The following is a 24,344-nucleotide window of genomic DNA, read 5'->3' as shown; positions in this document are numbered from 1 at the left end:
ATTTGGGAGATCTTTCGATGTCATTTTCCTTGCGCCCACAGAGCGTCGCCGCGAGCGGGCCCGTCGGCGAAGCGGAGCGGCGCGTGCGCGTCGATCTTGCCGCGGCTTACCGGCTGGCCGCGCTCCACGGCTGGGACGACCTGATCTATACGCATATTTCGGCCAGCGTGCCGGGCGAGCCCGGGCATTTCCTGATCAATCCTTTCGGACTTGCCTTCGACGAGGTGTGCGCGTCGAACCTGATGAAGATCGACTTGCAGGGCACGATCGTCGGCGATCCCACGCATCCCGTCAACGTGACGGGCTTTGCCTTGCATGGCGCGGTGCATGCCGCGCGCGCCGATGCGATGTGCGTGATGCATCTGCACAATACCGCCGGCATCGCGGTGTCGATCCAGCCGCATGGCCTGTTGCCGATCTCGCAGCACGCGCTGCGCTTTCATGAGCGCCTGGGCTATCACGAGTACGAGGGGCTGGCGTTTTCGCCGGCCGAAGGGGAGCGACTGGTGGCTTCGCTGGGCGAGCATCCAGCCATGTTATTGCGCAACCACGGCACGCTCACGGTGGGCCGCACGGTGGCCGAAGCCTATGTACTGATGGCCACGCTGATCAAGGCGTGCGAGATCCAGGTGCAGGCGCTGTGCGGCGGCGCGGCGCCGGTGCTGCCGTCGCCGGCTGTGCAGGCCAGGACGGCCGAGCAACTGGAGGCTGGCGGCGCGGTTGAAGGGGAGTTGGAGTGGCCGGCGTTGCTGCGCAAACTGGATAAAATAGATCCCACTTTTCGAAACTGATCAGGAGCGATTGTCATGCCTACTTTCCATGTCGAGATGTTCGAGGGACGCACGGTCGAGCAGAAGCGCCAATTCGTCGAGGCCATTACCCGAACGACCTGCGAGGTGCTTGGCTGCGGCCCGGAGTCGGTCGACATCATCATCGCCGACGTCAAACGCGAGAATTGGGCGACCGCCGGCAAATTGTGGTCGGACGACTGAGCGGCGGGCCACGTCATGTCGAGCCCTGCGCCGAACCAGCACTTTGCCTCCGACAACTATGCGGGGATTTGTCCCGAGGCGCTCAAATACATTGTCGAAGCCAATGGTAGTGGCCACGAGGTGGCGTATGGCGACGATTCGTGGACGCAGCGTGTGTGCGACCGCCTGCGCGATCTGTTCCAGACCGATTGCGAAGTATTTTTCGTTTTCAACGGCACGGCCGCCAATTCACTGGCGCTTGCCTCGCTGTGCCAGTCGTATCACTCGGTGATTTGCCATGAGTTGGCCCATGTGGAGACCGACGAGTGCGGCGGCCCCGAGTTTTTTTCCAACGGTTCCAAGCTGCTGGTGGCCCAGGGCGGTCCTGAGAACGGCAAGTTGACACCCGATGCGATCGAGTCGGTGGTGATGCGTCGCGCCGATATTCACTATCCGAAACCCAAGGTGGTGACGCTCACACAGTCGACCGAAGTCGGCACCGTCTATACGGTGGAGGAGGTGCGGGCGATCGCGGCGATCGCCAAGCGCCGGCATCTGCGCGTGCACATGGATGGCGCGCGCTTTGCCAATGCGGTTGCCTCGCTGGATGTGCATCCGTCGGAAATCACCTGGCGCGCCGGGGTCGACGTGCTGTGTTTCGGCGGCACCAAGAATGGTTTGCCGGTGGGCGAGGCGGTGGTGTTCTTCGATCACACGCTGGCCGAGGATTTCGCTTACCGGGTCAAACAGGCGGGGCAACTGGCATCGAAAATGCGCTTTATCTCGGCGCCCTGGCTGGGGCTGCTGGACAACGACGTGTGGCTGCGCAATGCGCGCCATGCCAATGCCATGGCCCGGTTGCTGCATGAGCGCCTGCGCGTGATTCCCGGCGTGCGGATCATGTTCGAGCCGCAGGCGAATGCGGTGTTTGCCGAATTGCCACTGCACGTGATCGAGCAATTGCGGGCACGCCGCTGGCGTTTCTACACGTTTATCGGTGCCGGCGGGTGCCGCCTGATGTGCGCGTGGGACACCCGGCCCGAGACGGTCGAGCAGATCGCCGCCGACATTGCCGCGCTTTGCGCGGCGTGAGCCGCGGCGGCGGCGGCGCTTGCGTGCCTTACGCGCGCTCGGGGGCCGGTACCGTGGGCTGCAGGAACCGGTGCGAGATGGTGTGATAGAGCGGCCGCGAGAACAGGCGTGAGACCCGGCTGGACAACAGGGCGCAGGCCATGAGCGGAATCACCATCTGGTGGCCGTCGATCATTTCCACCACGATCACGAATGCCGTGATGGGCGCCTGCGTGACGGCGGCCAGATAGCCGCCCATGCACAGCGCGATCAGGAACGGCATCGGTATGCTCGAGAACAGATATGAAAGCAACTGCCCGAGGCCGGCGCCGATCGACAGGGACGGCGAGAAGATCCCGCCTGGAATGCCGCTGATGTATGACACGACCAGCGCGGCAAACTTCAGGAACGCATAGAAGGGAGAGAGCAGGTGGTGGGCCTCGAGCAGGCCGCGCGCTTCGGCGTAGCCGCTGCCGTATGTCGTGCCGCCGGAGACGATGCCCAGTACCGCAATCAGCGCGCCGCACACCAGCGCGAATTGAACGGGGCGACTATGGCGCAGTGTCAACAGCGGCGACGGAATCCAGCGCGAAATATTGAGCAGCAGCCAGCTGAACAGACCGCCCATGAGCCCGGTGACGATGCTGATCACGACGACGGCCAGGATGACCGTCGAACTGAAGGCGCCAGTGGCCTGAATGCGGCCGAAGTAAAGGTAGTTGCCTTGAATGCCGAGCGTGACGATCCCCGAAAAGATGATCGCGGTGATCAACGTACCGCTGGCGCGTTGCTCGAACGAGCGGCTCAACTCTTCGATGGCAAACACGACGCCCGCCAGCGGCGTATTGAAGGCGGCCGACAGGCCTGCCGCAGCGCCCGCCAGGGCCAATTGCCGTTCGATCTGGATACTGCTGCGTCGATAGGTACGGCGCATTCCGTACATCAGCGATGCGCCGACCTGCACGGTCGGGCCCTCGCGGCCGATGGTGAAGCCGCACAGGATGCCCAGCAACGAAATGGCGATCTTGCCGAACATGATGCGAAACGAGAGCAGCGTCGGGCCGAGCTTGCTCTCCTCGAGGGTTGCGATGACCTGCGGGATGCCGCTGCCCTCCGAGCCGCGAAAGTATTTTTGCGTGAGCCAGATTGCCAGCGCCGAGCCCAGCGGGGTAATGATCAATGGCAGCCAGAACGCCCGATGCTCGATCGACTGGAATATCTCGAAGGTCCAGTCGATCAGCTTGGCGTAAAACACGGCGACCAGCCCGACCAGGATGGCGCCAAGCCAAAAGACGCCATAATTGAACCAAAGCCGCTGCAAGTGGCGCACGGCTGGACTGGAGAGTTGGCGGGGACGGAACAGCATGAAGGCGAGGGAAGCAAATTTTGTGCATTATAGCGTCGTATGGCGTTTGCCTTGTCGAGTCCGCTATCCGTATCGAGTCCGTCAATCATGAGCTTATTGAAATACTGCCCGCAATGCGCCGCGGCCCTGGCCGATCTCGAGATCGCCGGCCGCCGGCGCCGCGCGTGTCCGGACAGGGCTTGCGGCTATGTTCATTGGGATAATCCGCTGCCGGTGGTCGCTGCGCTCATCGAGTACGACGGCCAGGTGCTGCTGGCCCGCAATGCGGCCTGGCCGGAAGACATGTTTGCGCTGATCACCGGATTTCTCGAGCGCGACGAGACTCCGGAAGACGGCATCCGGCGCGAAATCAGGGAGGAGACCAATCTGGAGGTCAGCGGGCTGACGCTGCTGGGCGTCTATGAGTTCATGCGCAAGAACGAGTTGATCATTGCGTATCATGCACGTTGCGAGGGCGAGATCGTGCTGTCCGACGAGCTGGTCGATTATCGCTTGATCGCGCCGCATCGCTTGCGGCCATGGCGAGCCGGCACCGGACACGCGGTGGCCGAGTGGATGCGGCAGCGTGGCTTGCCGTTCGACTACGTGGATTCGCCGCGCCTGCCGGCCGCCGAAGGCTAACGCGGCGCGAGGGCTGGAGTAATATCTGTTGGATCGGGCCGCGCATCACGCGGCCGCATGAAAGGGACCGTACCATGGAGTTTCAACGAGAAGTCGACGCGCGTGGCTTGAACTGCCCGTTGCCGATTTTGCGCGCCAAGAAGGCGCTGGCCGATATGCAGAGCGGGGAAATACTGAGGGTGATGGCGACCGATCCCGGTTCGGCACGCGATTTTGCCGCGTTTGCCAAGCAGACTGGCAACGAGCTGGTGGAGTCGCGCGAGGAAGACAAGACGTTTTATTTCCTGATGCGCCGGCGATAACCCGAACCAAGCACGCAAAAAAAGCCGGCGCCATCGAGTGCCGGCTTTTTCATGCGGGGCGCACGGTGTTATTTGAGCTGCACCTGCTTCAAATACGCAGTGAATTCATCCTTGACTTCCTCGTGGCGCAGCGCGAACTCGACAGTCGCCTTGAGATAGCCCAGCTTGCTGCCGCAATCGTAACGCGTGCCGTGATACCGGTACGCCAACACCTGCTCTTCCTGCAGCAGCGACTGAATCGCGTCGGTCAATTGAATCTCGCCACCCGCGCCCGGCTTCAGGTTGCGGATGTGCTTGAAGATCGCCGGACGCAGCACGTAGCGGCCGACCACCCCCAGGTTGGAAGGCGCGTCCTCGGGGGCTGGCTTCTCGACGATACCCGAGAGCATGTAGAGATGGTCCTCCCACTCCTTGCCCTCGATCACGCCATATGAGCGGCTCTGTTCGCGCGGGATTTCCTCGACCCCCAGGACCGAGCTGTGGAAGTGATTGAACACGTCGACCATTTGCTTGAGTACCGGCGGATCACCGTCGAGCAGGTCGTCGGCCAGAATGACCGCGAACGGTTCGTCGCCGACCAGCTTCTGCGCGCACAGCACCGCATGGCCCAGGCCAAGCGCTTCCGGTTGCCGCACGTAGAAGCAGTCGACATTGGCCGGCTTGATCGAGCGCACGACGTTGAGCAGCGCCTGCTTGTGCTTGGCCTCGAGTTCCGCCTCGAGTTCGTAGGCCTTGTCGAAATGATCTTCGATGGCGCGTTTGTTGCGCCCGGTCACGAAGATCATTTCCGTGATACCGGCTGCCACGGCTTCCTCGACGGCATACTGGATCAGGGGCTTATCGACGATCGGCAGCATTTCCTTCGGGCTCGCCTTGGTGGCCGGCAGAAAGCGGGTGCCCAGACCGGCGACCGGAAAGACGGCTTTGGTGACTTGCATTGACATATTCTCCTGGTCAGCCGCAAAAATTTCTTACGGCATCTAAACCATGCCGCAGTGCCGCGGGCACCGCGGCGGCGCGAGGCACGCGGTCATTTTGCAATGACCCGCGCGTCGATTCAAGCCGGCAGGCGCGCCAGCTGGGCCTGCAATTTGAGCAGCGTCGCCTCGAAATCCTGCAGGCGCTGGCGCTCGAGCGCGATGACCGCCTCGGGCGCCTTGGCGACGAAGCTCTCGTTACCGAGCTTGCCCTGGCACTTGGCGACTTCGTCGCTCAGGCGCTTGATTTCCTTGCCAAGGCGCGCGCGCTCGGCGCCGACGTCGATTTCGACCTTGAGCGCGAGCCGGTTGCTGCCGACGATGGCCACCGGCGCACCCGGCGCCTGGGCGTCGAGCGCGCTGTCATCGGCCAGCACCTGCACTTCGGAGAGCTTGGCCAGCGTTTGCAGATACGGCGCGATCGAATTCAAGAATGCGGTGTCGCCTGCGGCCAGCAACGGCACGCGCTGAGCCGGCGAGAGGCCCATCTCGCCGCGCAGGTTGCGGCACGCATCGACTGCCGCCTTGAGTTGCTGCATCCATGCTTCATCGGCTTCGTCGATCTTGCCCGGCTCGGCCACCGGGAACGGCTGCACCATGATGCTGGCCTCGCCCGGCGCCGCATCGGCCGGATAGCGGCCTGCCAGCGGCGCGACCTTTTGCCAGAGCGCTTCGGTGATGAACGGGATGACCGGATGGGCCAGGCGCAGCGTGGTTTCCAGCACCCGCAGCAGGGTTCGGCGCGTGGCGCGCTGCTGTGCGGGCGTGCCGTGCTGCAGTTGCCATTTGGCCAACTCGACATACCAATCGCAGTATTCGTCCCAGACGAATTTGTAGATGGCGCTGGCGATGTTGTCGAAGCGATAGTCGGCGAATCCCCTGGCCACGTCCATTTCGACCCGCTGCAGCAGCGACACGATCCAGCGGTCGGCGCGCGAGAAATCGAGCTGGCCCTCGGGGCCGCAGTCGTGATTGCACGGCGCCAGCCCGCAATCGTGGCCCTCGCAGTTCATGAGTACGAAGCGCGTGGCATTCCACAGCTTGTTGCAGAAATTTCGATAGCCTTCGCAGCGCGCGAGGTCGAAATTGATGTTGCGGCCGAGCGTGGCCATCGAGGCGAACGTGAAACGCAGCGCATCGGTGCCGAACGCGCCGATGCCGGCGGGGAATTCCTTGCGGGTTTTCTTCTCGATGGTGGCGGCCTGCTTGGGATTCATCAGGCCGGTGGTGCGCTTGGCGACCAGGGTATTCAGATCGATGCCGTCGACGATGTCGATCGGATCGAGCGTGTTGCCCTTGGATTTCGACATCTTTTGGCCTTCGGCGTCACGCACCAGGCCGTGCACGTATACCGTATGGAACGGCACCTGGCCGGTGAAGTGCGTGGTCATCATGACCATGCGCGCGACCCAGAAGAAGATGATGTCGAAACCGGTGACGAGCACCGACGAGGGCAGGAAGTGTTGCATCTCCGGCGTTTGTTCGGGCCAGCCCAGCGAGGAGAACGGCACCAGCGCCGACGAGAACCAGGTGTCGAGCACGTCGGCGTCTCGCGTGAGCGGGCCGGTGTAGCCGCCGGCTTTGGCCTGGTCGCGGGCTTCCTCTTCACTGCGCGCGACGAAGATTTGCCCGTCGTCGCCATACCAGGCGGGAATCTGGTGGCCCCACCAGAGTTGGCGGGAGATGCACCAGTCCTGGATGTTTTCCAGCCATTGGTAGTAGGTGGTGGTCCAGTTTTCCGGCACGAATTTGATCTGGCCGTCGCGCACCACGTCGAGCGCGGTCTCGGCGATCGACTTGCCCGGTGTGAAGGTGCCGGCCGGCGCGGGTTTGCTCATGGCGACGAACCATTGGTCGGTGAGCATCGGCTCGATGACCGAGCCGGTGCGGTCGCCGCGCGGCACCATGAGCTTGTGTTTGTTGACCGAGGCCAGCAGTCCGGCCGCGTCGAGATCGGCGACGATTTGCGTGCGGGCATCGTAGCGGTCCAGGCCGCGGTATTTCTCCGGCGCGTGCTCGTTGATTTTGGCATCCAGCGTGAGGATGCTGATCAGCGGCAAATGGTGGCGCTGGCCAACCGCGTAATCGTTGAAATCGTGGGCTGGCGTCACTTTGACGCAGCCGGTGCCGAACTCGCGATCGACATAGTCGTCGGCAATGATCGGGATCTCGCGCCCGCACAGCGGCAACTGCACGGACTGGCCGATCAGATGCCGGTAGCGTTCGTCGTCCGGGTGAACCATCACGGCGGAGTCGCCAAGCATCGTCTCGGGGCGGGTCGTCGCCACCGTGAGATGGCCCGCTCCGCTGGCCAGCGGGTAGCGGATGTGCCACATATGGCCTTCTTCCTCCTCGCTGACGACTTCGAGGTCGGACACGGCAGTGAGCAGTTTCGGGTCCCAGTTGACCAGCCGTTTGCCGCGGTAGATCAGGCCCTGCTCGTATAGCCGGACGAACACCTCCCGCACCGCGCGGGACATTTTGTCGTCCATCGTGAAATATTCGCGGCTCCAGTCGATCGAAGCGCCCAGACGTCGAATCTGGCGCGTGATCGACGAGCCCGACTGCTCCTTCCAGGCCCAGACCCGTTCGACGAACTTTTCGCGGCCCAGGTCGTGACGCGACACACCCTGCGCGTCCAGCTGGCGCTCCACCACGATCTGGGTGGCGATCCCGGCATGATCGGTGCCGGGCACCCACAGGGTATTGGCGCCTTTCATCCGGTAATAGCGGGCCAGGCCGTCCATGATGGTCTGGTTGAAGGCGTGGCCCATGTGCAAGGTGCCGGTGACGTTCGGCGGCGGCAGTTGGATGCTGAAATCTTCCTTGCCCGCGTCGAGCGTCGGGCGCGCATACCCGCGCTGTTCCCAGATGGGGCCCCAATGGGCCTCGATGTCGTGTGGTTCGAAGCTTTTGGCTAGCGTGGTGTCGCTCATGGGTCGAAGTCGGGGATTTGTGCAGTAAACAAATAATTATAAGAGATAGCCAGTGCGGCCGCGCTTTATAATCGTGGCTGATGAGTTTTGCTCCGTCTTTTTCCCCTGCCTACCCTCATGCCCGATCTGCTTGCCAACCTGAACCCCGAACAACTGGCCGCCGTGACGCTGCCCGACGAGCCAGCCCTGATCCTGGCGGGGGCAGGCAGCGGCAAGACGCGTGTGCTGACCACCCGCATCGCCTGGCTGCTGCAGAACGGGCGCGTGAGCCCGGCCGGGGTGCTGGCGGTGACATTTACCAACAAGGCGGCCAAGGAGATGCAGGCGCGCCTGTCCGCGCTGCTGCCGATCAATACCCGCGGTATGTGGATCGGCACTTTTCACGGCCTGTGCAACCGCTTGCTGCGGGCGCATTATCACGATGCCGGGCTGCCCCAGACGTTTCAGATTCTCGACTCCCAGGACCAGTTGTCGGCCATCAAGCGTCTGCTCAAGGCGTTGAATGTCGACGACGAGAAATATCCGCCCAAGAACCTGCAGTATTTCATCAACAACGCGAAAGAACAGGGTTTGCGCTCTGGGCAGGTGGAGGCCAACGACGCGTTCAACCGAAAGTTCGTCGAGCTCTATGCCGCTTACGAGGCACAGTGCCTGCGCGAAGGAGTGGTCGACTTCGCCGAGTTGCTGTTGCGCTGCTACGAGCTGCTGCAGCATAACGAGCCGCTGCGCGTGCATTACCAGGCCCGTTTCAGGCACATCCTGGTCGACGAATTCCAGGACACCAATCGCCTGCAGTATGCCTGGCTGAAGCTGCTGGCTGGGCAGCACAATGCGATTTTCGCGGTCGGCGACGACGATCAGAGCATCTATGCGTTTCGCGGCGCGAACGTCGGCAATATGGCGGATTTCGAGCGCGAATTCCATGTGCGGCATTTGATCAAGCTCGAGCAGAACTATCGCTCGCACGGCAATATTCTCGATGCGGCCAATGCGCTGATTGCCCACAACGCGCATCGCCTGGGCAAGAATCTGCGCACCGACGCCGGTCATGGCGAGCCGGTGCGTGTGTTCGAGGCCGCGACCGACCTGCAGGAGGCCAATTGGCTGATCGAGGAGATCAAGGCGCTGATCAATCAGGGCGCCGCGCGCCAGGATGTGGCCGTACTCTATCGCAGCAATGCGCAATCGCGCGTGCTCGAGCACGCGCTGGTCGGTGCGGGGATCCCTTATCGCGTGTATGGCGGGCTGCGCTTTTTCGAGCGGCAGGAGGTCAAGCACGCATTGGCTTACCTGCGGCTGATGGAAAATCCGCGGGACGACACGGCGTTCGCGCGCGTGGTGAATTTCCCGGCGCGCGGGATTGGCGCCCGTTCGCTGGAGCAATTGGCGGATGCGGCCCGCCTGTATAACTGCGCGATGTTCGAGGCGGTGCCTTACATGACCGGCAAGGCGGGCACCAACCTTGGCGCCTTTGTGAAGCTGATCGAGCAAATGCGCGCTGAAACACGGCAGTCGACGTTGCCCGAGACTGTCGAATACGTCATTCAGGGCAGTGGGCTGAACGCGCACTACCAGACCGAGCGGGAAGGGCAGGATCGGCTGGAAAACCTGCAGGAACTGGTGCACGCGGCGGCGGCCTTTGTCAGCGAGGAGGGCTACGGGCTGGATGCGCCGGCGCGCATGCTCGCCGTGCGCAGCAGGGCGCAGGCACTGCCTGGAACGGATGGCGAGGCAGGCGGCACGGTAGTCGACGCCGATACCCCGATCGAGATGACGCCGTTGGCGGGTTTTCTCTCGCATGCGTCGCTCGAGGCGGGCGACAACCAGGCCGAGGCCGGCCAGGACGCGGTCCAGTTGATGACGGTGCATGCAGCCAAGGGGCTCGAGTTCGCCGCGGTGTTCGTGACCGGCCTGGAAGAAGGGCTGTTCCCGCATGAAAACAGCGCGATGGAGCAGGACGGGCTCGAAGAGGAGCGCCGTCTGATGTACGTGGCCATCACGCGCGCGAAGGAACGGCTCTACCTGTCTTTCACGCAAAGCCGGATGCTGCACGGTCAGACTCGCTACAACGTGCGCTCGCGCTTTTTCGAGGAGTTGCCCGAGGGGGTATTGAAGTGGCTGACGCCGCGCGTCGCCGCAGGCTCCCGCTGGACCGGCAACGATAGTGCGTGGGGGCGCAATTGGTTCGGCAAGCCGCAAGCGCCCGCACAGCCCGAGGCTTGGGCCGCGACGCCCGGCGATGTTGCGCTGGCGCAGCGTTCGCGCGCGGCCGAGGCCGGCTTTCGCGTGGGGCAGGGGGTTTTCCACACCAAGTTTGGCGAGGGCATTATCGTCGGATTGGAGGGTAGCGGTGCCGATGCCCGCGCCCAGGTCAAATTCGGGCGCCACGGCACGAAATGGCTGGCCCTCTCGGTGGCCAAGCTGCAGGCCATCGATTGATGATCGCCCCTGGCGCGACGGGGGCGGCTCGAGCGCCGGGCTCCCCTACAGTCCGGTGGTGGGCGGCGTGACGTTCTTCTCGTCGATCGCACCGATTTCCTGGACGCCGAAACATCCCCGATAGGTGGCGTAGAACGAGCAATACAGGACGGCCGTGAGCAGGATCGAGAACGGCATCAGGACGATGCTGGCGAATTTGCCGATGCCCAGCGCGGTAAACAGCAGCACGATGGCCAGCGGCACGAGCGTGGCGATCGTGCCGGTCAACAGGGCGTAGGTGATGAAGGCGCCCCGATTGCGCCAGCAGGCGATCCAACTGAAGAACAGCGCCTTGATGGGCGGCAGGTCGTGCCAGGCGACCAGCACGGGAGCGAACCAGAACACCATGGCGACGGGAATATAGGCGATGGCCGAGATCAGCATCGCTCCCGACAGATTGGTGGTCTCGAAGACGCTGTCGTCGAGACGGCCGCCGAACAGCATGAACTTGAAGAGTTCGCCACCGTCCATGATTGCCGAGACTGCGAATACCAGCGCCACGGCCAGGATGTAGCAAACGCCCAGCGCGATCAGACGCCGCGCCACCGAACGGCCATATGCGCGAAAGCCGGCAACCAGAACCGTGGGGTAGGCCGGCTTGTTCTTGATAACGTCGCGGCAAGCCGCCATGAAACCCACCGACAGGCCGGGAATGAACAGCAACGGCAGCACTGCGCCCACGAACGGGAGCAGCGAAATGGCCATCATGGCGAACAGGTAGGCGAACAGCAGCGTGAGGAACGTGAGCGGGCTTTTGCGAAACAGCCAAAGGCCTTGGCGCAGCCACACGTAACCGGTTTTGGGCGAGACTTCTAGCAGTTGCATAGATCGAGGAAAGGGTTATTGCGGCCAAGGCACGGCCGGTGCGCCAATGCGCTGGCGCAGAATGCGCTCAAAGTGGCCGGGATCGTGGGGTTTGAGCATTTCCGCCGCGCGCGGCAGGTGGTAATCATACAGGCGCGAGAGCCAGAAGCGCAGCGCTCCGGCGCGCAGCATCGCGCGCCAGCAAGCAGCTTCGGCCCGACCCAGGGGGCGCACGGCGTGATAAGCCTGGAGCAGTGCAAGGCAGCGCGTGGCATCGATCTGGCCGGATTCCGGCTCGCAGCACCAGTCGTTGACGGTGACAGCAAGGTCGAACAGCCACTTGTCGCAGCCGGCAAAGTAGAAATCGAAGAATCCGCCCAGGCGATCCGTGGTCCCGGCTTGCGGGTCGCCGTCGATGAACAGCACATTGTCGCGGAACAGGTCGCAATGGCAGGGGCCTTGGGGCAGGCTAAGGTAATCGGCCGAGGCAAAGACCTGCTCCTGGTAGGCCATTTCGGCACGCAGCAGCGTGCTTTCCTGCTCGTCGAGGAACGGCAGCACGGCCGGTACCGCCTGGCGCCACCAGGGCAGGCTGCGCAGATTCGGCTGAAAGCGCGGGTAGTCCTGCCCGGCCAGGTGTAGACGCGCCAGCATGTCGCCAACCTGCGCGCAGTGCAGCGCCGTCGGCTGCAGGTGCGACCGACCCGCCAATTTGGTGACGATGGTCGCCGGCTTGCCGCATAGTTCGCCGAGCAGGTTGCCGTTGCCATCGGGCACCGGGTCGGGCACCGGAATGCCATGGCCGGCAAGGTGCCGCATCAGGTGAAGATAAAACGGCAATTGCTCAGCCGTCAGATTCTCGAACAGCGTCAGGACGAATTCGCCCCGCTCGGTGGTGAGAAAGTAGTTGGTGTTTTCGATCCCGGAGGAAATGCCGCGAAAATCCAGAACCTGCCCCAGCGCATAGTTTTGCAGCCAGTCGGTGAGTTGGTCGCGGGTGACGGAAGTAAAGACGGCCATGCAAGCAATGTCGAGGTCAAACAAGCAATCCGGGGCCGGCGCGGCGCGCCAGGCTGCCCGGGATGAGTCGCGTCCGGCTGGGCCAGGCCAGCTGACGGGGCGAAGTCAGAATTTCAATCCGACGGATGGCAGGCGTTGATCTTGCGAGTTGTTGTCGCGGATCTTGGGCGAGCTGTCCAGTGGCTGGGCCATATGATAGTTGGTGCCGAAACCGGAGTGAACGTCGATTTCCGGCAATTTGCCGCGATCGCGGAATTCGGTGACGGTCGTGCCGTCCTTGTCCCGGGTATAGAAGCTTGGCTTGCGATCCTGATTCAGGTCGACGGTGGCATGGCTGGTGGCCGCCGCAGTGGCTTGCTGCACCCGCTCTGCTTCTGTGATGTGAGGTTGAGCAAGGGCGGGCAGCGCGGCAAAGGCCAACGCGCCGAGCCCGATCGACACAAAGAGCGGTTTCATGTTTTTTCTCCGGGTTTATGCTGAGTATTCTAGCAAATGCAGCGCGGCGAAACGCGCCCTGGCGCTACATTGGCGCCGGTTCACGCAAGCGCTGCGCCCCCGGTTTGCACGCCTTGTGACGCATTGCGCGAGGTGCCGCGCCGGGCAAGGGGGGCGTTTAGAGGTAGAACATTTTGTCGCTGGCTTGCGGCTCGGCTTCCGTGTGGTCGTCGTAAAAATCGAAAACCGCCCGAAGAATGGCATCGGGATCGTCGAGCACGGTAACCAGATCCAGATCGTGCGGCCCGATCAGGCCCATCGGCAGCATCGTGCTGCGGCACCAGTCGAGCAGGCCCTGCCAGAACTCGCAGCCCACCAGAATGATTGGCACGTGCCGCGATTTTTGCGTTTGAATCAGCGTCATCACTTCCGAGAGCTCGTCGAGCGTGCCGAAGCCGCCAGGCATGATGATGAACGCGTCCGAGTTCTTGACGAAGGTGACCTTGCGTGTGAAAAAGTGGCGAAAACGCAGTGAAATGTCCTGGTACTGATTGCCTTTCTGCTCGTGCGGCAGTTCGATGTTCAGCCCGACCGTGGGCGAGGCGCCGCCATGCGCGCCCTTGTTCGCCGCCTCCATGATGCCGGGGCCGCCGCCGGAGATGACGGCGAAACCCGCATCGGAGAATTTGCGGGCGATCGACATCGTCAATTTGTAGTAGGGCGACTTTGGTTTGATACGGGCGCTGCCGTAGATGCTCACCGCGGGCCGGATCTCGGATAGGTATTCGGCCGCCTCGATGAACTCTGCCATAATCGTGAACATCTGCCACGATGCGCGCGCCTTCTTTGCTGTGGCCCGCTCATGGTCTGCCAGCATGCGCAGACTCGGGATTACTTTTCTTCTCTTGGTCATATGTCGGAACAAAACTACCTGAAAGGTAAGACTCTCTTATTGGTCGATGGTTCGAGTTATCTCTATCGAGCCTACCACGCCCTTCCTGATTTGCGAGGCCCGACCGGGGAGCCGACTGGCGCCGTCTACGGCATCGTGAATATGTTGCGGCGCTTGCGCAAGGACGTTCATGCAGAGTATAGCGCTTGTGTGTTCGACGCCAAGGGCAAGACTTTCCGGGATGACTGGTATCCGCAGTACAAGGCCAACCGGCCTTCGATGCCCGAGGATCTGGCGCGTCAGATCGAGCCGATCCACGAGGCCGTGCGAGCCCTGGGCTGGCCGCTGCTGATGATCGACGGCGTGGAGGCCGACGACGTGATCGGCACACTGGCCCGGCGGGCTGCGGCCGCTGGCATGCGTGTGGTCATTTCGACCGGCGACAAGGACCTGGCACAACTGGTGGATGATCAGGTCACGCTGGTCAACACGATGAGCAACGAGACGCTCGATCCCGCTGGCGTGAGTGCCAAATTCGGCGTGCCGCCAGAGCTCATTGTCGATTATTTGACGCTGATGGGAGACACCGTGGACAACGTGCCCGGGGTGGCGAAAGTCGGGCCGAAGACCGCGGCCAAGTGGCTGGGCCAATACGGCACGCTGGACAACCTGATCGCCCATGCCGAGGAGATCAAGGGCGCGGTCGGCAACAATCTTCGCGAGGCGCTGTCGTGGCTGCCGATGGGGCGCAAGCTGGTAACCGTGGTGACGGATTGTGATCTGGATCCGCATGTGGAATCCATCGAAGCTTCGCTGCCCGCGCAACCCGAGCAACGTGACCAGTTGCGATCGTTTTTCAAGCGCCACGGCTTCAAAACCTGGTTGCGCGAAGTCGAGGCGGGCGACGCCGATGACGGCGAGAGTGACGCGGATGTCGGCGCGAGTCCGAGCGAGGGGCGCGGGGAGCTGCCGCGCGATTACGAGATGGTGGTCGACTGGCAGACTTTCGATGCGTGGCTGCAAAAGATCGAAGCCGCCGAGTTGACGGCATTCGATACCGAAACCACTTCACTGGACGCCATGCAGGCGCAGATCGTCGGGCTGTCGGTATCGGTGGCGCCGGGGCATGCCGCTTACGTGCCGCTCGCGCACCGCGCGCCCGGGGCTCAAACGCAACTGCCGCGAGACGAAGTGCTGGCCCGGCTCAAGCCCTGGCTGGAGAGCGAGGCGCACAAAAAAGTAGGGCAGCATTTGAAGTATGACACCCACGTTCTGGCCAATCGCGGCATCGCGCTGCGCGGCGTGGCGCACGATACGCTGCTCGAATCCTACGTGCTGGAGTCGCATCGCTCGCACGATATGGATAGCCTGGCCGAGCGCCACCTGGGCGTCAAGACGATCAAATATGAAGAGGTGTGCGGCAAGGGCGCCGGCCAAATCGGCTTCGACGAGGTGCCCATCGAGCGCGCGACCGAATACGCGGCCGAGGACGCCGATATCACATTGCGGCTGCATTACGCGCTCTATCCCGACATCGAGCGCTCGGAGGGACTACGCTACGTCTACGAAAAGATCGAGCTGCCGGTGGCACGCGTGCTCGGCATCATCGAGCGCAACGGCGTGCTGATCGACAGCGCGCTGCTCGTCAAGCAAAGCCATGAACTCGGCACCCGGATGATCGAGCTCGAAGCCGAAGCGCATAAGCTGGCCGGACAACCATTCAACCTGAACTCGCCCAAGCAGATCGGCGAGATATTCTTCCAGCAACTCAAGTTGCCGGTGGTGAAAAAGACCGCCAGCGGCGCTCCCTCGACCGACGAAGAAGTGCTGCAGAAGCTGGCCGAGGATTATCCGTTGCCCAAAGTGCTGCTCGACTATCGCGGCCTGTCCAAGCTGAAGTCGACCTACACGGACAAATTGCCCAAGATGGTGAATCCTGCCACCGGCCGCGTCCACACCAATTATGCGCAGGCCGTGGCGGTGACCGGCCGTCTGGCGTCGAACGATCCCAACCTGCAGAACATTCCGGTGCGCACCGGCGAGGGCCGCAGGATTCGCGAGGCGTTCATTGCGCCGCCCGGGCGCAGCATCGTGTCGGCGGATTACTCGCAAATCGAGCTGCGCATCATGGCGCATATTTCAGGCGACGAGCGCCTCACACGGGCGTTCACCGACGGCGAAGACATTCACCGAGCCACCGCCGCGGAGATTTTTGGCGTGAGCCCGCAGGACGTGTCGAGCGAGCAGCGCCGCCATGCCAAGGTGGTCAATTTCGGCTTGATCTACGGCATGAGCGCGTTTGGCCTGGCCTCCAGCCTCGGCATCGAACGCGACGCCGCCAAGCATTACATCGATCGCTATTTCATGCGCTATCCCGGTGTTGCCAACTATATGGAGCAGACCCGCAAGAGCGCCAAGGAGCACGGTTACGTCGAAACCGTCTTTGGTCGCCGCCTGTGGTTGCCGGAGATCAACGGCGGCAACGGTCCGCGCCGGCAGGCGGCGGAGCGCGCGGCGATCAACGCGCCGATGCAGGGAACCGCGGCGGATCTGATAAAACTATCGATGATCGCGGTGCAGGACTGGCTCGAACAGGACCGACTGGGCACGCTGATGATCATGCAGGTCCATGACGAACTGGTGTTGGAAGTCCTGGATACGGAATTGGCCGTAGTGCGCGAAAAACTGCCGGAACTCATGTGCTCGGTGGCGAAACTCAGGGTGCCGCTGGTCGCGGAAGTGGGCGTGGGCCGGAACTGGGAAGAGGCCCATTGACGCGGTCGGATCGATCAACCCGATAAGGGTTATGTGTCCGGCGGTATGTCGCCGCGCCCGACTTGCGGTAATTTGCACGTAACAACAACATTTATGCACAGACTGGCTGGGGAGGCTATGTGAGCCTGCATCGTATCGTTGTCGTGGGCGGTGGCGCCGGGGGCCTGGAGTTGGTGACCCGGCTGGGCAACAAGCTCGGGCGTTCCGGCAAGGCGCGCGTGATTCTGGTCGACCGATATCCGACCCATATCTGGAAGCCGCTGCTGCACGAGGTGGCCGCCGGCAGCATGGATCCGTTCGCGCATCAACTGGAGTACGCGGCGCAGGCGCGTTGGCATGGCTTCGAGTTTCAGCAGGGGGAACTGATCGGGCTCGACCGCTCGGCGAAGACCATCACGCTGGCCGCGCTTCCGGCTGGCAAGGACGATGGTATTGGGGATTTGCTGCCGCAACGGGCGATCGGCTACGACACGCTGGTGTTGGCAATCGGCAGCACCACGCATTTCTTTGGCGTGCCGGGGGCGCAGGAGCACGCGATTGCGCTGGATACCGCCGAGCAGGCGGAGAGATTTCGCCGCCGGCTGATTGCGGCCTGCATGCGCGCGCAACACGCAGTCGAGCTCGACCCGGCCGCGGCTGGCTCGGGCCAGCCCGAGCCAGCGGCTCGGCAAGTGCACATTGCCATCGTCGGGGCCGGCGCGACGGGGGTCGAACTCTCGGCGGAGTTACGCAACACCGCGCAGGTCTTAAGCAGTTACGGGTTACACCGGCTCGATCCGCACAACGATATTCGGATTACCTTGATCGAGGCCGGGCCTCGCATCCTGCCTGCCTTGTCGGAGCGCGTGGCCACGGTCACGGCGGGATTGCTCGGCAAGCTCAATGTCGAGATCTCGGCCGGCGATCCGGTCAGCGAAGTCTGCGCCAATCAGGTACTCACCGCCAGCGGGCGCGTCATCCCGGCCGACTTGACGGTCTGGGCGGCTGGCATCAAGGCTCCGCAGATTCTGGCTGAACTCGATGGTTTGGCGGTCAATCGACAAAATCAAATTCAGGTCGGCGCGACACTGCAATGCGCAACCGATCCAGACATTTTTGCCTTCGGCGATTGCGCGAGCTGCGCCTGGCCCGAGCGCGGCAGCGTCGTCCCGCCGCGCGCTCAGGCGGCTCACCAGCAAGCCAGTTTCCTGTTCGGGGCGCTGCAACGCCGCCTGGCCGGTCAGCCGTTGCCGGCCTTCCATTACCGCGATTTCGGCTCGTTGGTCTCGCTGGGGCGTTTCAGCGCGGTCGGCAATTTGATGGGCGGCTTGATCGGCGGGAGCATGTTCATTGAAGGCTTGATGGCACGGTTGATGTATACGTCGCTGTATCGGATGCACGTGATGGCGTTGCACGGATTGCCTCGCATGGTGCTCGATACGATCGCGCACCGCCTGCGGCGCACGACGCTGCCGCGCGTCAAGCTGCACTGACGGCGGCCACGGCTGGGCCGGCCAACCTTTGCCGGCCCGCTGCGCCTGGTCAGGGTTTCGGCCCGGTGGCCACCGGGCGCGTCCGGTTCGCGCACCATTCGCTCCACGAGCCGGGATAGACGCTCGCCCCGTGCAGGCCGGCAACTTCCATCGCCAGCGCATTGTGGCAGGCAGTGACACCGGATCCGCATTGCAGGATGACGCGCTCGGGCAACGTGTCGCCCATCACCAGAGCATATTCCGCGCGCAACGTGGCGGCCGATTTGAAGCGGCCGTCGGCGCCGAGATTGTCTTTGAAGAACCGGTTGACGGCACCGGGGATGTGGCCGCCGACAGGATCGAGCGTTTCGTTCTCGCCGCGATAACGGTCCGGCGCGCGCGCGTCGACCACCAGTCTTTCATGCGTGGCGAGGTTGCGTGTGACGGCCTCGACGTCCGCCGTGGTCGCCAGTGGATCGCTGGGGGTGAAATCCCCCGGGGGCGGCGGCTCCGGCGGGGCTGCCGAGAGCGGCAGACCTGCGGCCTCCCAGGCTTGCAGGCCGCCGTCGAGCACGGCGACCGATTCATGACCCAACCAGCGCAGCAGCCACCAAAGACGTGCCGCATATGCGCCCCCCTGCGCATCGTAGGCGACCACTTGCTGACCTCGTGAGACGCCGCAATCGGCCAGATGACGGACCAATGTGTCCCGGTCGGGCAGCGGATGCCTGCCGTTCTTGCCGGTCACCTTGCCGGACATGTCGCGCTCGAGGTGCATGTAGAAGGCGCCGAAGATATGACCGTCGACATAGGCGGCTTCGCCTGCCGCCGGATTGGCCAGATCGAAACGGCAATCGAACACGGTGAGCGTTGGGCCGGCATCGGCCGCGTTGATCAGTGCGTCGAGATTTTGCGCGCTGATGAGCGTGGTGAAATGTGTATGGACCATGATGTCTCCGGGAGAGCATGGACGAACTGCCGGCGCCGACTGGCGCGACCCGGCCATGCCGTTCAATGGAATGATCACTGCATCGGGCCGGTCGAGCACCGCGCATCGATTGCCTGCAACCACCCCGCTTCCTAGTGTAGCGAAGAATCTGCCCGAAATTGTGAAAAGGCCTTCGTGGAATGCGTTTGCCGACCGACGGCGACGACGCGAACGGCAAAAGCAAAACGGCGGACCAAAGTCCGCCGTGCACAGTGGGTTGAGGCGCGAGGTAAGGGCGACTATAGCTCGCCGAGCTGGCGGCGCAGGAATTCGTGGAAATGCTGCATGCCGTCTTCCATGGGGCTCTGGTAGGGGCCGGTCTCGGACACGCCGCGATCGAGCAGAATGCGGCGACCGGCATCCATGCGCTCAGCGATTTCGTCGTCCTCGCGCGCCGTCTCCATATAGGCGGCGCGTTCGGCCTCGACGAACTCGCGTTCGAACAGCGTGATTTCTTCCGGGTAGTAGAACTCGACGACATTCGTGGTCTTTTGCGGCCCGCGGGGGATGAGCCACGACACCACGAGGACGTGGGGATACCATTCGATCATCAGATTCGGGTAGTAGACCATCCAGATTGCCCCGAAATCCGGCGCCTTGCCCTCGCGAAACCGTAGCAGCATGTCGTGCCACTTACGATATATCGGACTGCCGGGCTTGGTCAGGCCCTGATGCACGCCTACCGTCTGCACGCTGTACCAATCGCCGAACTCCCAACGCAGGTCATCGCATGACACGAAGCTGCCCAGACCGGGGTGGAACGGCACAACATGGTAATCCTCGAGATAGACCTCGATGAAGGTTTTCCAGTTGTAATTGCATTCGTGCATCTCGACGTGATCGAACATGTAGTCCGAGAAGTCGAGGTGGTGCGCGACGCCCAACTTGGCCAGATCCGATTGCACGTCCCGGCCCTCGGCCTCGAACAGCAGGCCGTTCCAGCGCTGCAATGGGAATTTGTTGAGGTTCAGGCACGGATTTTCGGGAAAATGCGGCGCTCCCAGCAATTCACCCCGCGTGTCATAGGTCCAGCGGTGCAGCGGGCAAACGATGTTGCGGGCGGTACCCCGGCCGTTGAGCATCAGCGCCTGGCGATGGCGGCATACGTTGGAGAGCAGCTCGACCCCGTGATCGTTACGCACGAGCAAACGCCCCTCCTGTTCTGCGGGAAGAGCGAAATAATTGCCGGCGTCCGGCACCATCAATTCGTGTCCGACATAACGCGGACCACGTTTAAACAACGTTTCGACCTCACGCGCGAGAAGCGCTTCGTCGAAATAGCTATATACCGGTAACTGACTGTGCGCTGGCTTGAGTTGCAACGCGCTGCTCAGATTGGACATTCCCACTCCCGTCGAAAGCTTGAAAGCAGTGAACAACCCAACCATCGAAGAATCGATTTAGGGAAACCCGTAATTATACCGGCAGATATACGGGAAATCGTGGATCAATACGGAAATTCGTCGATTTCTGCTGCGTACGCCCGTGTCGCCGGGTCCAGGCGTGGCCGGTGCGCGACGCTTGGTGGGTTCGGGCGCTGAAAATGCCGGTGGGCGTGGGTTCCGGCGTGTTGCCCGGATTGAACGCTCCCGCTCTGTCGGCCGCTGGCCGGCGGCGGCAAGCGTGATCACCGGGGGGCGAGTCAGGTAAACCCGTAATTGTCGTGATGAGAATGCGGAAGAATCGCGCTACGGGGCTACCTGTTCCCGGAAGCCGGCAAGCGGGATATGACCGGCGTGCTGCGGGAGGGACCGGCTCACGCATCACAAACATTGAACGTTGTCCTCTAATCGAATGCCGTGAGCGCAGCCGCTGGGCGTTGGCGAGGGACATCCCGCTGGCCGATGGCGCTTGCCAGTGCAGGCTTGTGTGGCAGGAGTAAAAGTCCTGGTACGGTAAATCGGTGCTCGGAACCGTCTTTGCGGATTGGGTGACATATGTCAAACTGGCCTGCGGTTGGCGCCGCTTTGCCGTAAAATGGAATATTCGATCCGAATTTTTAGATCCATGGCGAAGACCGTGACATCGACTCAGGCACAGCCGTCTGAAGCGCCCCGCAGTTACGAGGCCGCCCTGGCCGAGCTCGAGGAGCTGGTGGGGCGTATGGAAAGTGGCGAGTTGGGGTTGGAGGCATCCCTGACGGCGTATCGGCGCGGCGCGGAACTGGTGAAATACTGTCAGGGCATGCTGGCGCGCGTCGAGCAGCAGGTCAAAGTCCTCGAAAACGACACTCTCGAACCGCTCGATACCGCACCGGCGGATGAATAGAACAGATCAATGACGTCAAAAGATGAATTTTCCACCTGGACCAAGGCGATCCAGGCTCGTACCGAAGCTGCGCTCGATCAATGGTTGCCCCCGGCAGCAATGCATCCCGCGCGCCTGCATGAGGCGATGCGCTATGCCGTGCTGGGCGGCGGCAAGCGTGTCAGGCCGCTGCTGTGCCATGCGGCGGGCGAATTGATGCAGGCTTTGCCGGAAGTGCTCGATCGCGCGGCTTGCGCGCTCGAGATGATTCACGCGTATTCATTGGTGCACGACGACTTGCCCTGCATGGATGACGACGCGTTGCGTCGCGGCAAGCCCACCGTGCATGTGCAGTATGACGAGGCTACCGCATTGCTGGTGGGCGATGCGCTGCAGACTCAGGCATTCGTGCTGCTGAGCGAGCCGGTGCCGGCATTGGCCGCGGGGCAGACGGCCGCGCTGGTTCACGAGTTGGCGTTGGCGAGTGGCTCGCTGGGCATGGCCGGCGGCCAGGCGATCGACCTGGAGAGCGTCGGCAAGCGGCTCACGCGGGATCAGCTCGAGACGATGCACCGGATGAAAACCGGCGCGCTGCTGCGCGCCTCGGTGCGCATGGGTGCGGGCTGCGGCCGTGCGCTGGTCGATGACGAGGCGGTGGCGCTCGATGCCTATGCCAGCGCCATTGGCCTGGCTTTTCAGGTGGTCGACGACATTCTCGACGCAACCACCGACTCGGCCACGCTGGGCAAGACCGCGGGCAAGGATGCCGCAAACGACAAGCCGACTTATGTGTCGCTGCTGGGGCTGGCCGAGGCCAGGGTGCTCGCCGAGGATTTGCGGCGCGATGCTCATGCCGCAATACGCGAATTCGGCTCGGCGGCGGCCCGCCTGCGCTCGCTGGCCGACCTGGTGGTCGATCGAATCAACTGATCATGCCCGACAGAATCGGCGCGGTGTTGGCAACCCGCTCAATATGGAACGACGATGTACGAACTACTGAAAACCATTGATGATCCGGTAGCGCTGCGCCAGCTCGAGCGCCGCCAACTCGCGCCCCTGGCCGAGGAGTTGCGCGCTTTCGTGCTGGAGAGCGTGTCGCGCACGGGCGGGCACTTGTCGTCAAATCTTGGCACGGTGGAATTGACCATCGCCTTGCATTATGTGTTCAACACCCCGGAAGACCGCATCGTCTGGGACGTTGGCCACCAGAGCTATCCTCACAAAATCCTGACCGGGCGCCGCGAAGGCATGAAGACGCTGCGCCAGTTCGACGGCATTTCGGGATTTCCGCGCCGCAGCGAGTCGGTCTACGACACGTTCGGCACCGCGCACTCCAGCACGTCGATTTCGGCGGCGCTGGGCATGGCGCTCGGATCCAAGGCCCAGGGCAAGTCGAATTTCAGCATTGCGGTGATCGGTGACGGCGCGATGACCGCCGGCATGGTCTTCGAGGCCATGAACAATGCCGGCGTCTACGACGATTTGCCGTTGATCGTGATCCTGAACGACAACGATATGTCGATTTCGCCGCCGGTCGGGGCGCTCAACCGTTATCTGGCGCGGCTGATGTCGGGCCAGTTCTATGCCGCAGCGAAAAAGGGCGTGGAGCGGGTCTTGAGCGTGGCGCCGCCGGTACTCGAGTTGGCGCGCAAACTCGAGGAGCATGCCAAGGGATTGATGGTGCCGGCCACCTTGTTCGAGGAATTCGGCTTCAATTACATCGGGCCGATCGACGGGCACGACCTGGATTCGCTGATTCCGACGCTGCAAAACATCAAACACCTGAAAGGCCCGCAATTCCTGCACGTCGTCACGCGCAAGGGGTACGGCTACAAGCTGGCCGAAGCCGATCCGGTGTTGTATCACGGACCGGGTAAATTCAACCCGGCCGAGGGCATCAAGCCTTCGACCGGTGGCAAGAAGACCTACACGCAGGTATTTGGCGACTGGCTGTGCGACATGGCCGCCAAGGACGGGCGTCTGATGGGCATCACGCCGGCAATGCGTGAAGGCTCGGGCATGGTGGAGTTCGAGCGTCGTTTTCCGGACCGTTATTTCGACGTCGGCATCGCCGAGCAGCATGCTGTCACTTTTGCCGGTGGCTTGGCGACCGAAGGCATGAAGCCGGTCGTCGCGATTTACTCGACATTCCTGCAGCGCGCATACGATCAACTGATCCACGATATCGCATTGCAGAATCTGCCGGTCGTTTTTGCGCTTGATCGCGCTGGACTGGTCGGCGCGGACGGCGCCACGCACGCGGGCGCCTACGATATCGCCTATCTGCGCTGCATCCCGAACATGGTCGTGATGACCCCGTCGGATGAAAACGAGTGCCGGCAAATGTTGTACACGGCTTTCCTGCAGGACGGGCCTGCGGCGGTGCGCTACCCGCGCGGCGCCGGGATTGGCGCGGCCATTGCACAGGAGATGACCGCCGTGCCGCTCGGCAAGGGCGAAATTCGCCGCACCTCGTCGGCCCCCAAGGGACGGCGGGTGGCGATCATGGCATTCGGCAGCATGCTGGCACCAGCCCTGGCGGCCGCCGAGGCGCTCGATGCCACGGTGGCGAACATGCGTTTCGTCAAACCCATCGACGCCGAGCTGGTGCGGCGCCTGGCCGACGAGCACGATTATCTGGTCACCGTCGAAGAGGGCTGCATCATGGGCGGGGCCGGGTCGGCCTGCGCGGAATCCCTGCTTGAGGATGGGGTTAATCGACCCATACTACAATTGGGGCTGCCCGATAAGTTCATCGATCACGGGGATCCGGCTCAATTGCTTGCCATGTGCGGGCTCAATGCCGCCGGCATCACCGAGTCAATCGTTGCGCGTTTCAAACTGACCGGCGTGAAGCCGCTTGAAAAGACGGACGGCGTGACCAAGTTGGTGGCTTGACGAGCCTGTCGCCGGCTGAGCCGAGGCTCATATTGTCGTCATTGCTTGTTCAAGCCAGAAGGTTTTTAGCCCGCGGTATTTGTCCGGCGAGGCAATCCGTGTGCTAAAGGAA

Annotated in this window: 20 protein-coding genes; 11 read left to right on the top strand and 9 right to left on the bottom strand. The window is 62.8% G+C overall.

The window, feature by feature from the left end; translation table 11 throughout:
* Window positions 1-17 precede the first annotated feature (17 nt).
* Genes PATSB16_RS12565 through PATSB16_RS12555 form a run of 3 tightly spaced genes read left to right on the top strand, consistent with a single transcriptional unit; the run spans window position 18 to window position 2,063 of the window.
* Complete coding sequence (locus PATSB16_RS12565; protein ID WP_047214454.1) at window positions 18-791, top strand: class II aldolase/adducin family protein; 774 nt, start codon at window positions 18-20, stop codon at window positions 789-791.
* 15 nt (window positions 792-806) lie between these two features.
* Window positions 807-992: a 4-oxalocrotonate tautomerase gene (locus tag PATSB16_RS12560; RefSeq protein WP_047214453.1), complete on the top strand. Its 186-nt coding sequence runs from the start codon at window positions 807-809 to the stop codon at window positions 990-992.
* 15 nt (window positions 993-1,007) lie between these two features.
* Window positions 1,008-2,063 (top strand): threonine aldolase family protein, encoded by a 1,056-nt coding sequence (locus PATSB16_RS12555; RefSeq protein ID WP_047214452.1) that lies wholly within the window; start codon window positions 1,008-1,010, stop codon window positions 2,061-2,063.
* Window positions 2,064-2,091: 28 nt separating this feature from the next.
* Here the strand turns inward: PATSB16_RS12555 and PATSB16_RS12550 are convergent, their stop codons facing one another.
* On the bottom strand, window positions 2,092-3,408 hold the full coding sequence (locus tag PATSB16_RS12550; protein ID WP_156884739.1) for a chloride channel protein: 1,317 nt from the start codon (window positions 3,406-3,408) through the stop codon (window positions 2,092-2,094).
* Between the two features lie 87 nt (window positions 3,409-3,495).
* On the opposite strand from PATSB16_RS12550, the gene PATSB16_RS12545 reads away from it, so the two are divergent.
* Complete coding sequence (locus PATSB16_RS12545; protein ID WP_047214451.1) at window positions 3,496-4,029, top strand: NUDIX domain-containing protein; 534 nt, start codon at window positions 3,496-3,498, stop codon at window positions 4,027-4,029.
* A 74-nt stretch (window positions 4,030-4,103) separates the two neighbouring features.
* The gene (locus tag PATSB16_RS12540; RefSeq protein ID WP_047214450.1) at window positions 4,104-4,331 is read left to right on the top strand and encodes a sulfurtransferase TusA family protein; all 228 of its coding nucleotides are present in this window, start codon (window positions 4,104-4,106) and stop codon (window positions 4,329-4,331) included.
* Between the two features lie 68 nt (window positions 4,332-4,399).
* Here the strand turns inward: PATSB16_RS12540 and galU are convergent, their stop codons facing one another.
* Window positions 4,400-5,275, bottom strand: coding sequence for a UTP--glucose-1-phosphate uridylyltransferase GalU (gene galU, locus PATSB16_RS12535; protein WP_072628642.1), 876 nt, complete (start codon window positions 5,273-5,275; stop codon window positions 4,400-4,402).
* 113 nt (window positions 5,276-5,388) lie between these two features.
* A complete protein-coding gene (locus tag PATSB16_RS12530) occupies window positions 5,389-8,244 on the bottom strand; it encodes a valine--tRNA ligase (protein WP_047214447.1) in 2,856 nt (951 codons plus the stop codon).
* A 117-nt stretch (window positions 8,245-8,361) separates the two neighbouring features.
* On the opposite strand from PATSB16_RS12530, the gene PATSB16_RS12525 reads away from it, so the two are divergent.
* Complete coding sequence (locus tag PATSB16_RS12525; RefSeq protein ID WP_047214446.1) at window positions 8,362-10,683, top strand: UvrD-helicase domain-containing protein; 2,322 nt, start codon at window positions 8,362-8,364, stop codon at window positions 10,681-10,683.
* 45 nt (window positions 10,684-10,728) lie between these two features.
* Here PATSB16_RS12525 and PATSB16_RS12520 read toward each other — a convergent pair whose 3' ends face one another.
* From PATSB16_RS12520 to PATSB16_RS12505, 4 genes are all read right to left on the bottom strand, one after another.
* Window positions 10,729-11,547 carry a BPSS1780 family membrane protein gene (locus tag PATSB16_RS12520; RefSeq protein WP_047214445.1) on the bottom strand — a complete coding sequence of 273 codons (819 nt, stop codon included), beginning with the start codon at window positions 11,545-11,547 and terminating at the stop codon, window positions 10,729-10,731.
* Window positions 11,548-11,562: 15 nt separating this feature from the next.
* Window positions 11,563-12,546, bottom strand: coding sequence for a homoserine kinase (locus PATSB16_RS12515; RefSeq protein ID WP_047214444.1), 984 nt, complete (start codon window positions 12,544-12,546; stop codon window positions 11,563-11,565).
* A gap of 105 nt (window positions 12,547-12,651) precedes the next feature.
* Window positions 12,652-13,002, bottom strand: coding sequence for a hypothetical protein (locus PATSB16_RS12510; protein ID WP_052892673.1), 351 nt, complete (start codon window positions 13,000-13,002; stop codon window positions 12,652-12,654).
* A gap of 157 nt (window positions 13,003-13,159) precedes the next feature.
* A complete protein-coding gene (locus PATSB16_RS12505; RefSeq protein WP_047214443.1) occupies window positions 13,160-13,894 on the bottom strand; it encodes an LOG family protein in 735 nt (244 codons plus the stop codon).
* Here PATSB16_RS12505 and polA point away from each other — a divergent pair, their 5' ends adjacent.
* Both polA and PATSB16_RS12495 read left to right on the top strand, forming a co-directional pair.
* The gene (polA, locus tag PATSB16_RS12500) at window positions 13,895-16,648 is read left to right on the top strand and encodes a DNA polymerase I (RefSeq protein ID WP_047214442.1); all 2,754 of its coding nucleotides are present in this window, start codon (window positions 13,895-13,897) and stop codon (window positions 16,646-16,648) included.
* A 125-nt stretch (window positions 16,649-16,773) separates the two neighbouring features.
* Window positions 16,774-18,120 carry an NAD(P)/FAD-dependent oxidoreductase gene (locus tag PATSB16_RS12495; RefSeq protein WP_047216526.1) on the top strand — a complete coding sequence of 449 codons (1,347 nt, stop codon included), beginning with the start codon at window positions 16,774-16,776 and terminating at the stop codon, window positions 18,118-18,120.
* Between the two features lie 49 nt (window positions 18,121-18,169).
* Here PATSB16_RS12495 and PATSB16_RS12490 read toward each other — a convergent pair whose 3' ends face one another.
* Together PATSB16_RS12490 and PATSB16_RS12485 are read right to left on the bottom strand one after the other, a co-directional pair.
* Window positions 18,170-19,048 (bottom strand): sulfurtransferase, encoded by an 879-nt coding sequence (locus PATSB16_RS12490; RefSeq protein ID WP_047214441.1) that lies wholly within the window; start codon window positions 19,046-19,048, stop codon window positions 18,170-18,172.
* 278 nt (window positions 19,049-19,326) lie between these two features.
* The gene (locus PATSB16_RS12485) at window positions 19,327-20,430 is read right to left on the bottom strand and encodes an aromatic ring-hydroxylating oxygenase subunit alpha (protein WP_047214440.1); all 1,104 of its coding nucleotides are present in this window, start codon (window positions 20,428-20,430) and stop codon (window positions 19,327-19,329) included.
* Between the two features lie 664 nt (window positions 20,431-21,094).
* Here PATSB16_RS12485 and PATSB16_RS12480 point away from each other — a divergent pair.
* From PATSB16_RS12480 to dxs, 3 genes are read left to right on the top strand one after another with little or no spacing between them, the layout of a single operon-like run.
* Window positions 21,095-21,355 carry an exodeoxyribonuclease VII small subunit gene (locus tag PATSB16_RS12480; protein ID WP_047214439.1) on the top strand — a complete coding sequence of 87 codons (261 nt, stop codon included), beginning with the start codon at window positions 21,095-21,097 and terminating at the stop codon, window positions 21,353-21,355.
* Window positions 21,356-21,364: 9 nt separating this feature from the next.
* Window positions 21,365-22,264 (top strand): polyprenyl synthetase family protein, encoded by a 900-nt coding sequence (locus PATSB16_RS12475; protein ID WP_047214438.1) that lies wholly within the window; start codon window positions 21,365-21,367, stop codon window positions 22,262-22,264.
* Between the two features lie 54 nt (window positions 22,265-22,318).
* Window positions 22,319-24,232, top strand: a complete 1,914-nt coding sequence (gene dxs / locus PATSB16_RS12470) for a 1-deoxy-D-xylulose-5-phosphate synthase (RefSeq protein WP_047214437.1) — start codon at window positions 22,319-22,321, stop codon at window positions 24,230-24,232.
* Window positions 24,233-24,344: the final 112 nt, after the last annotated feature.

It is taken from the genome of Pandoraea thiooxydans (genome assembly GCF_001931675.1).
Lineage (GTDB): Bacteria > Pseudomonadota > Gammaproteobacteria > Burkholderiales > Burkholderiaceae > Pandoraea > Pandoraea thiooxydans.
Note: the sequence above shows the minus strand (reverse complement) of the source record. Positions and strands in the feature narration are given on the sequence as shown.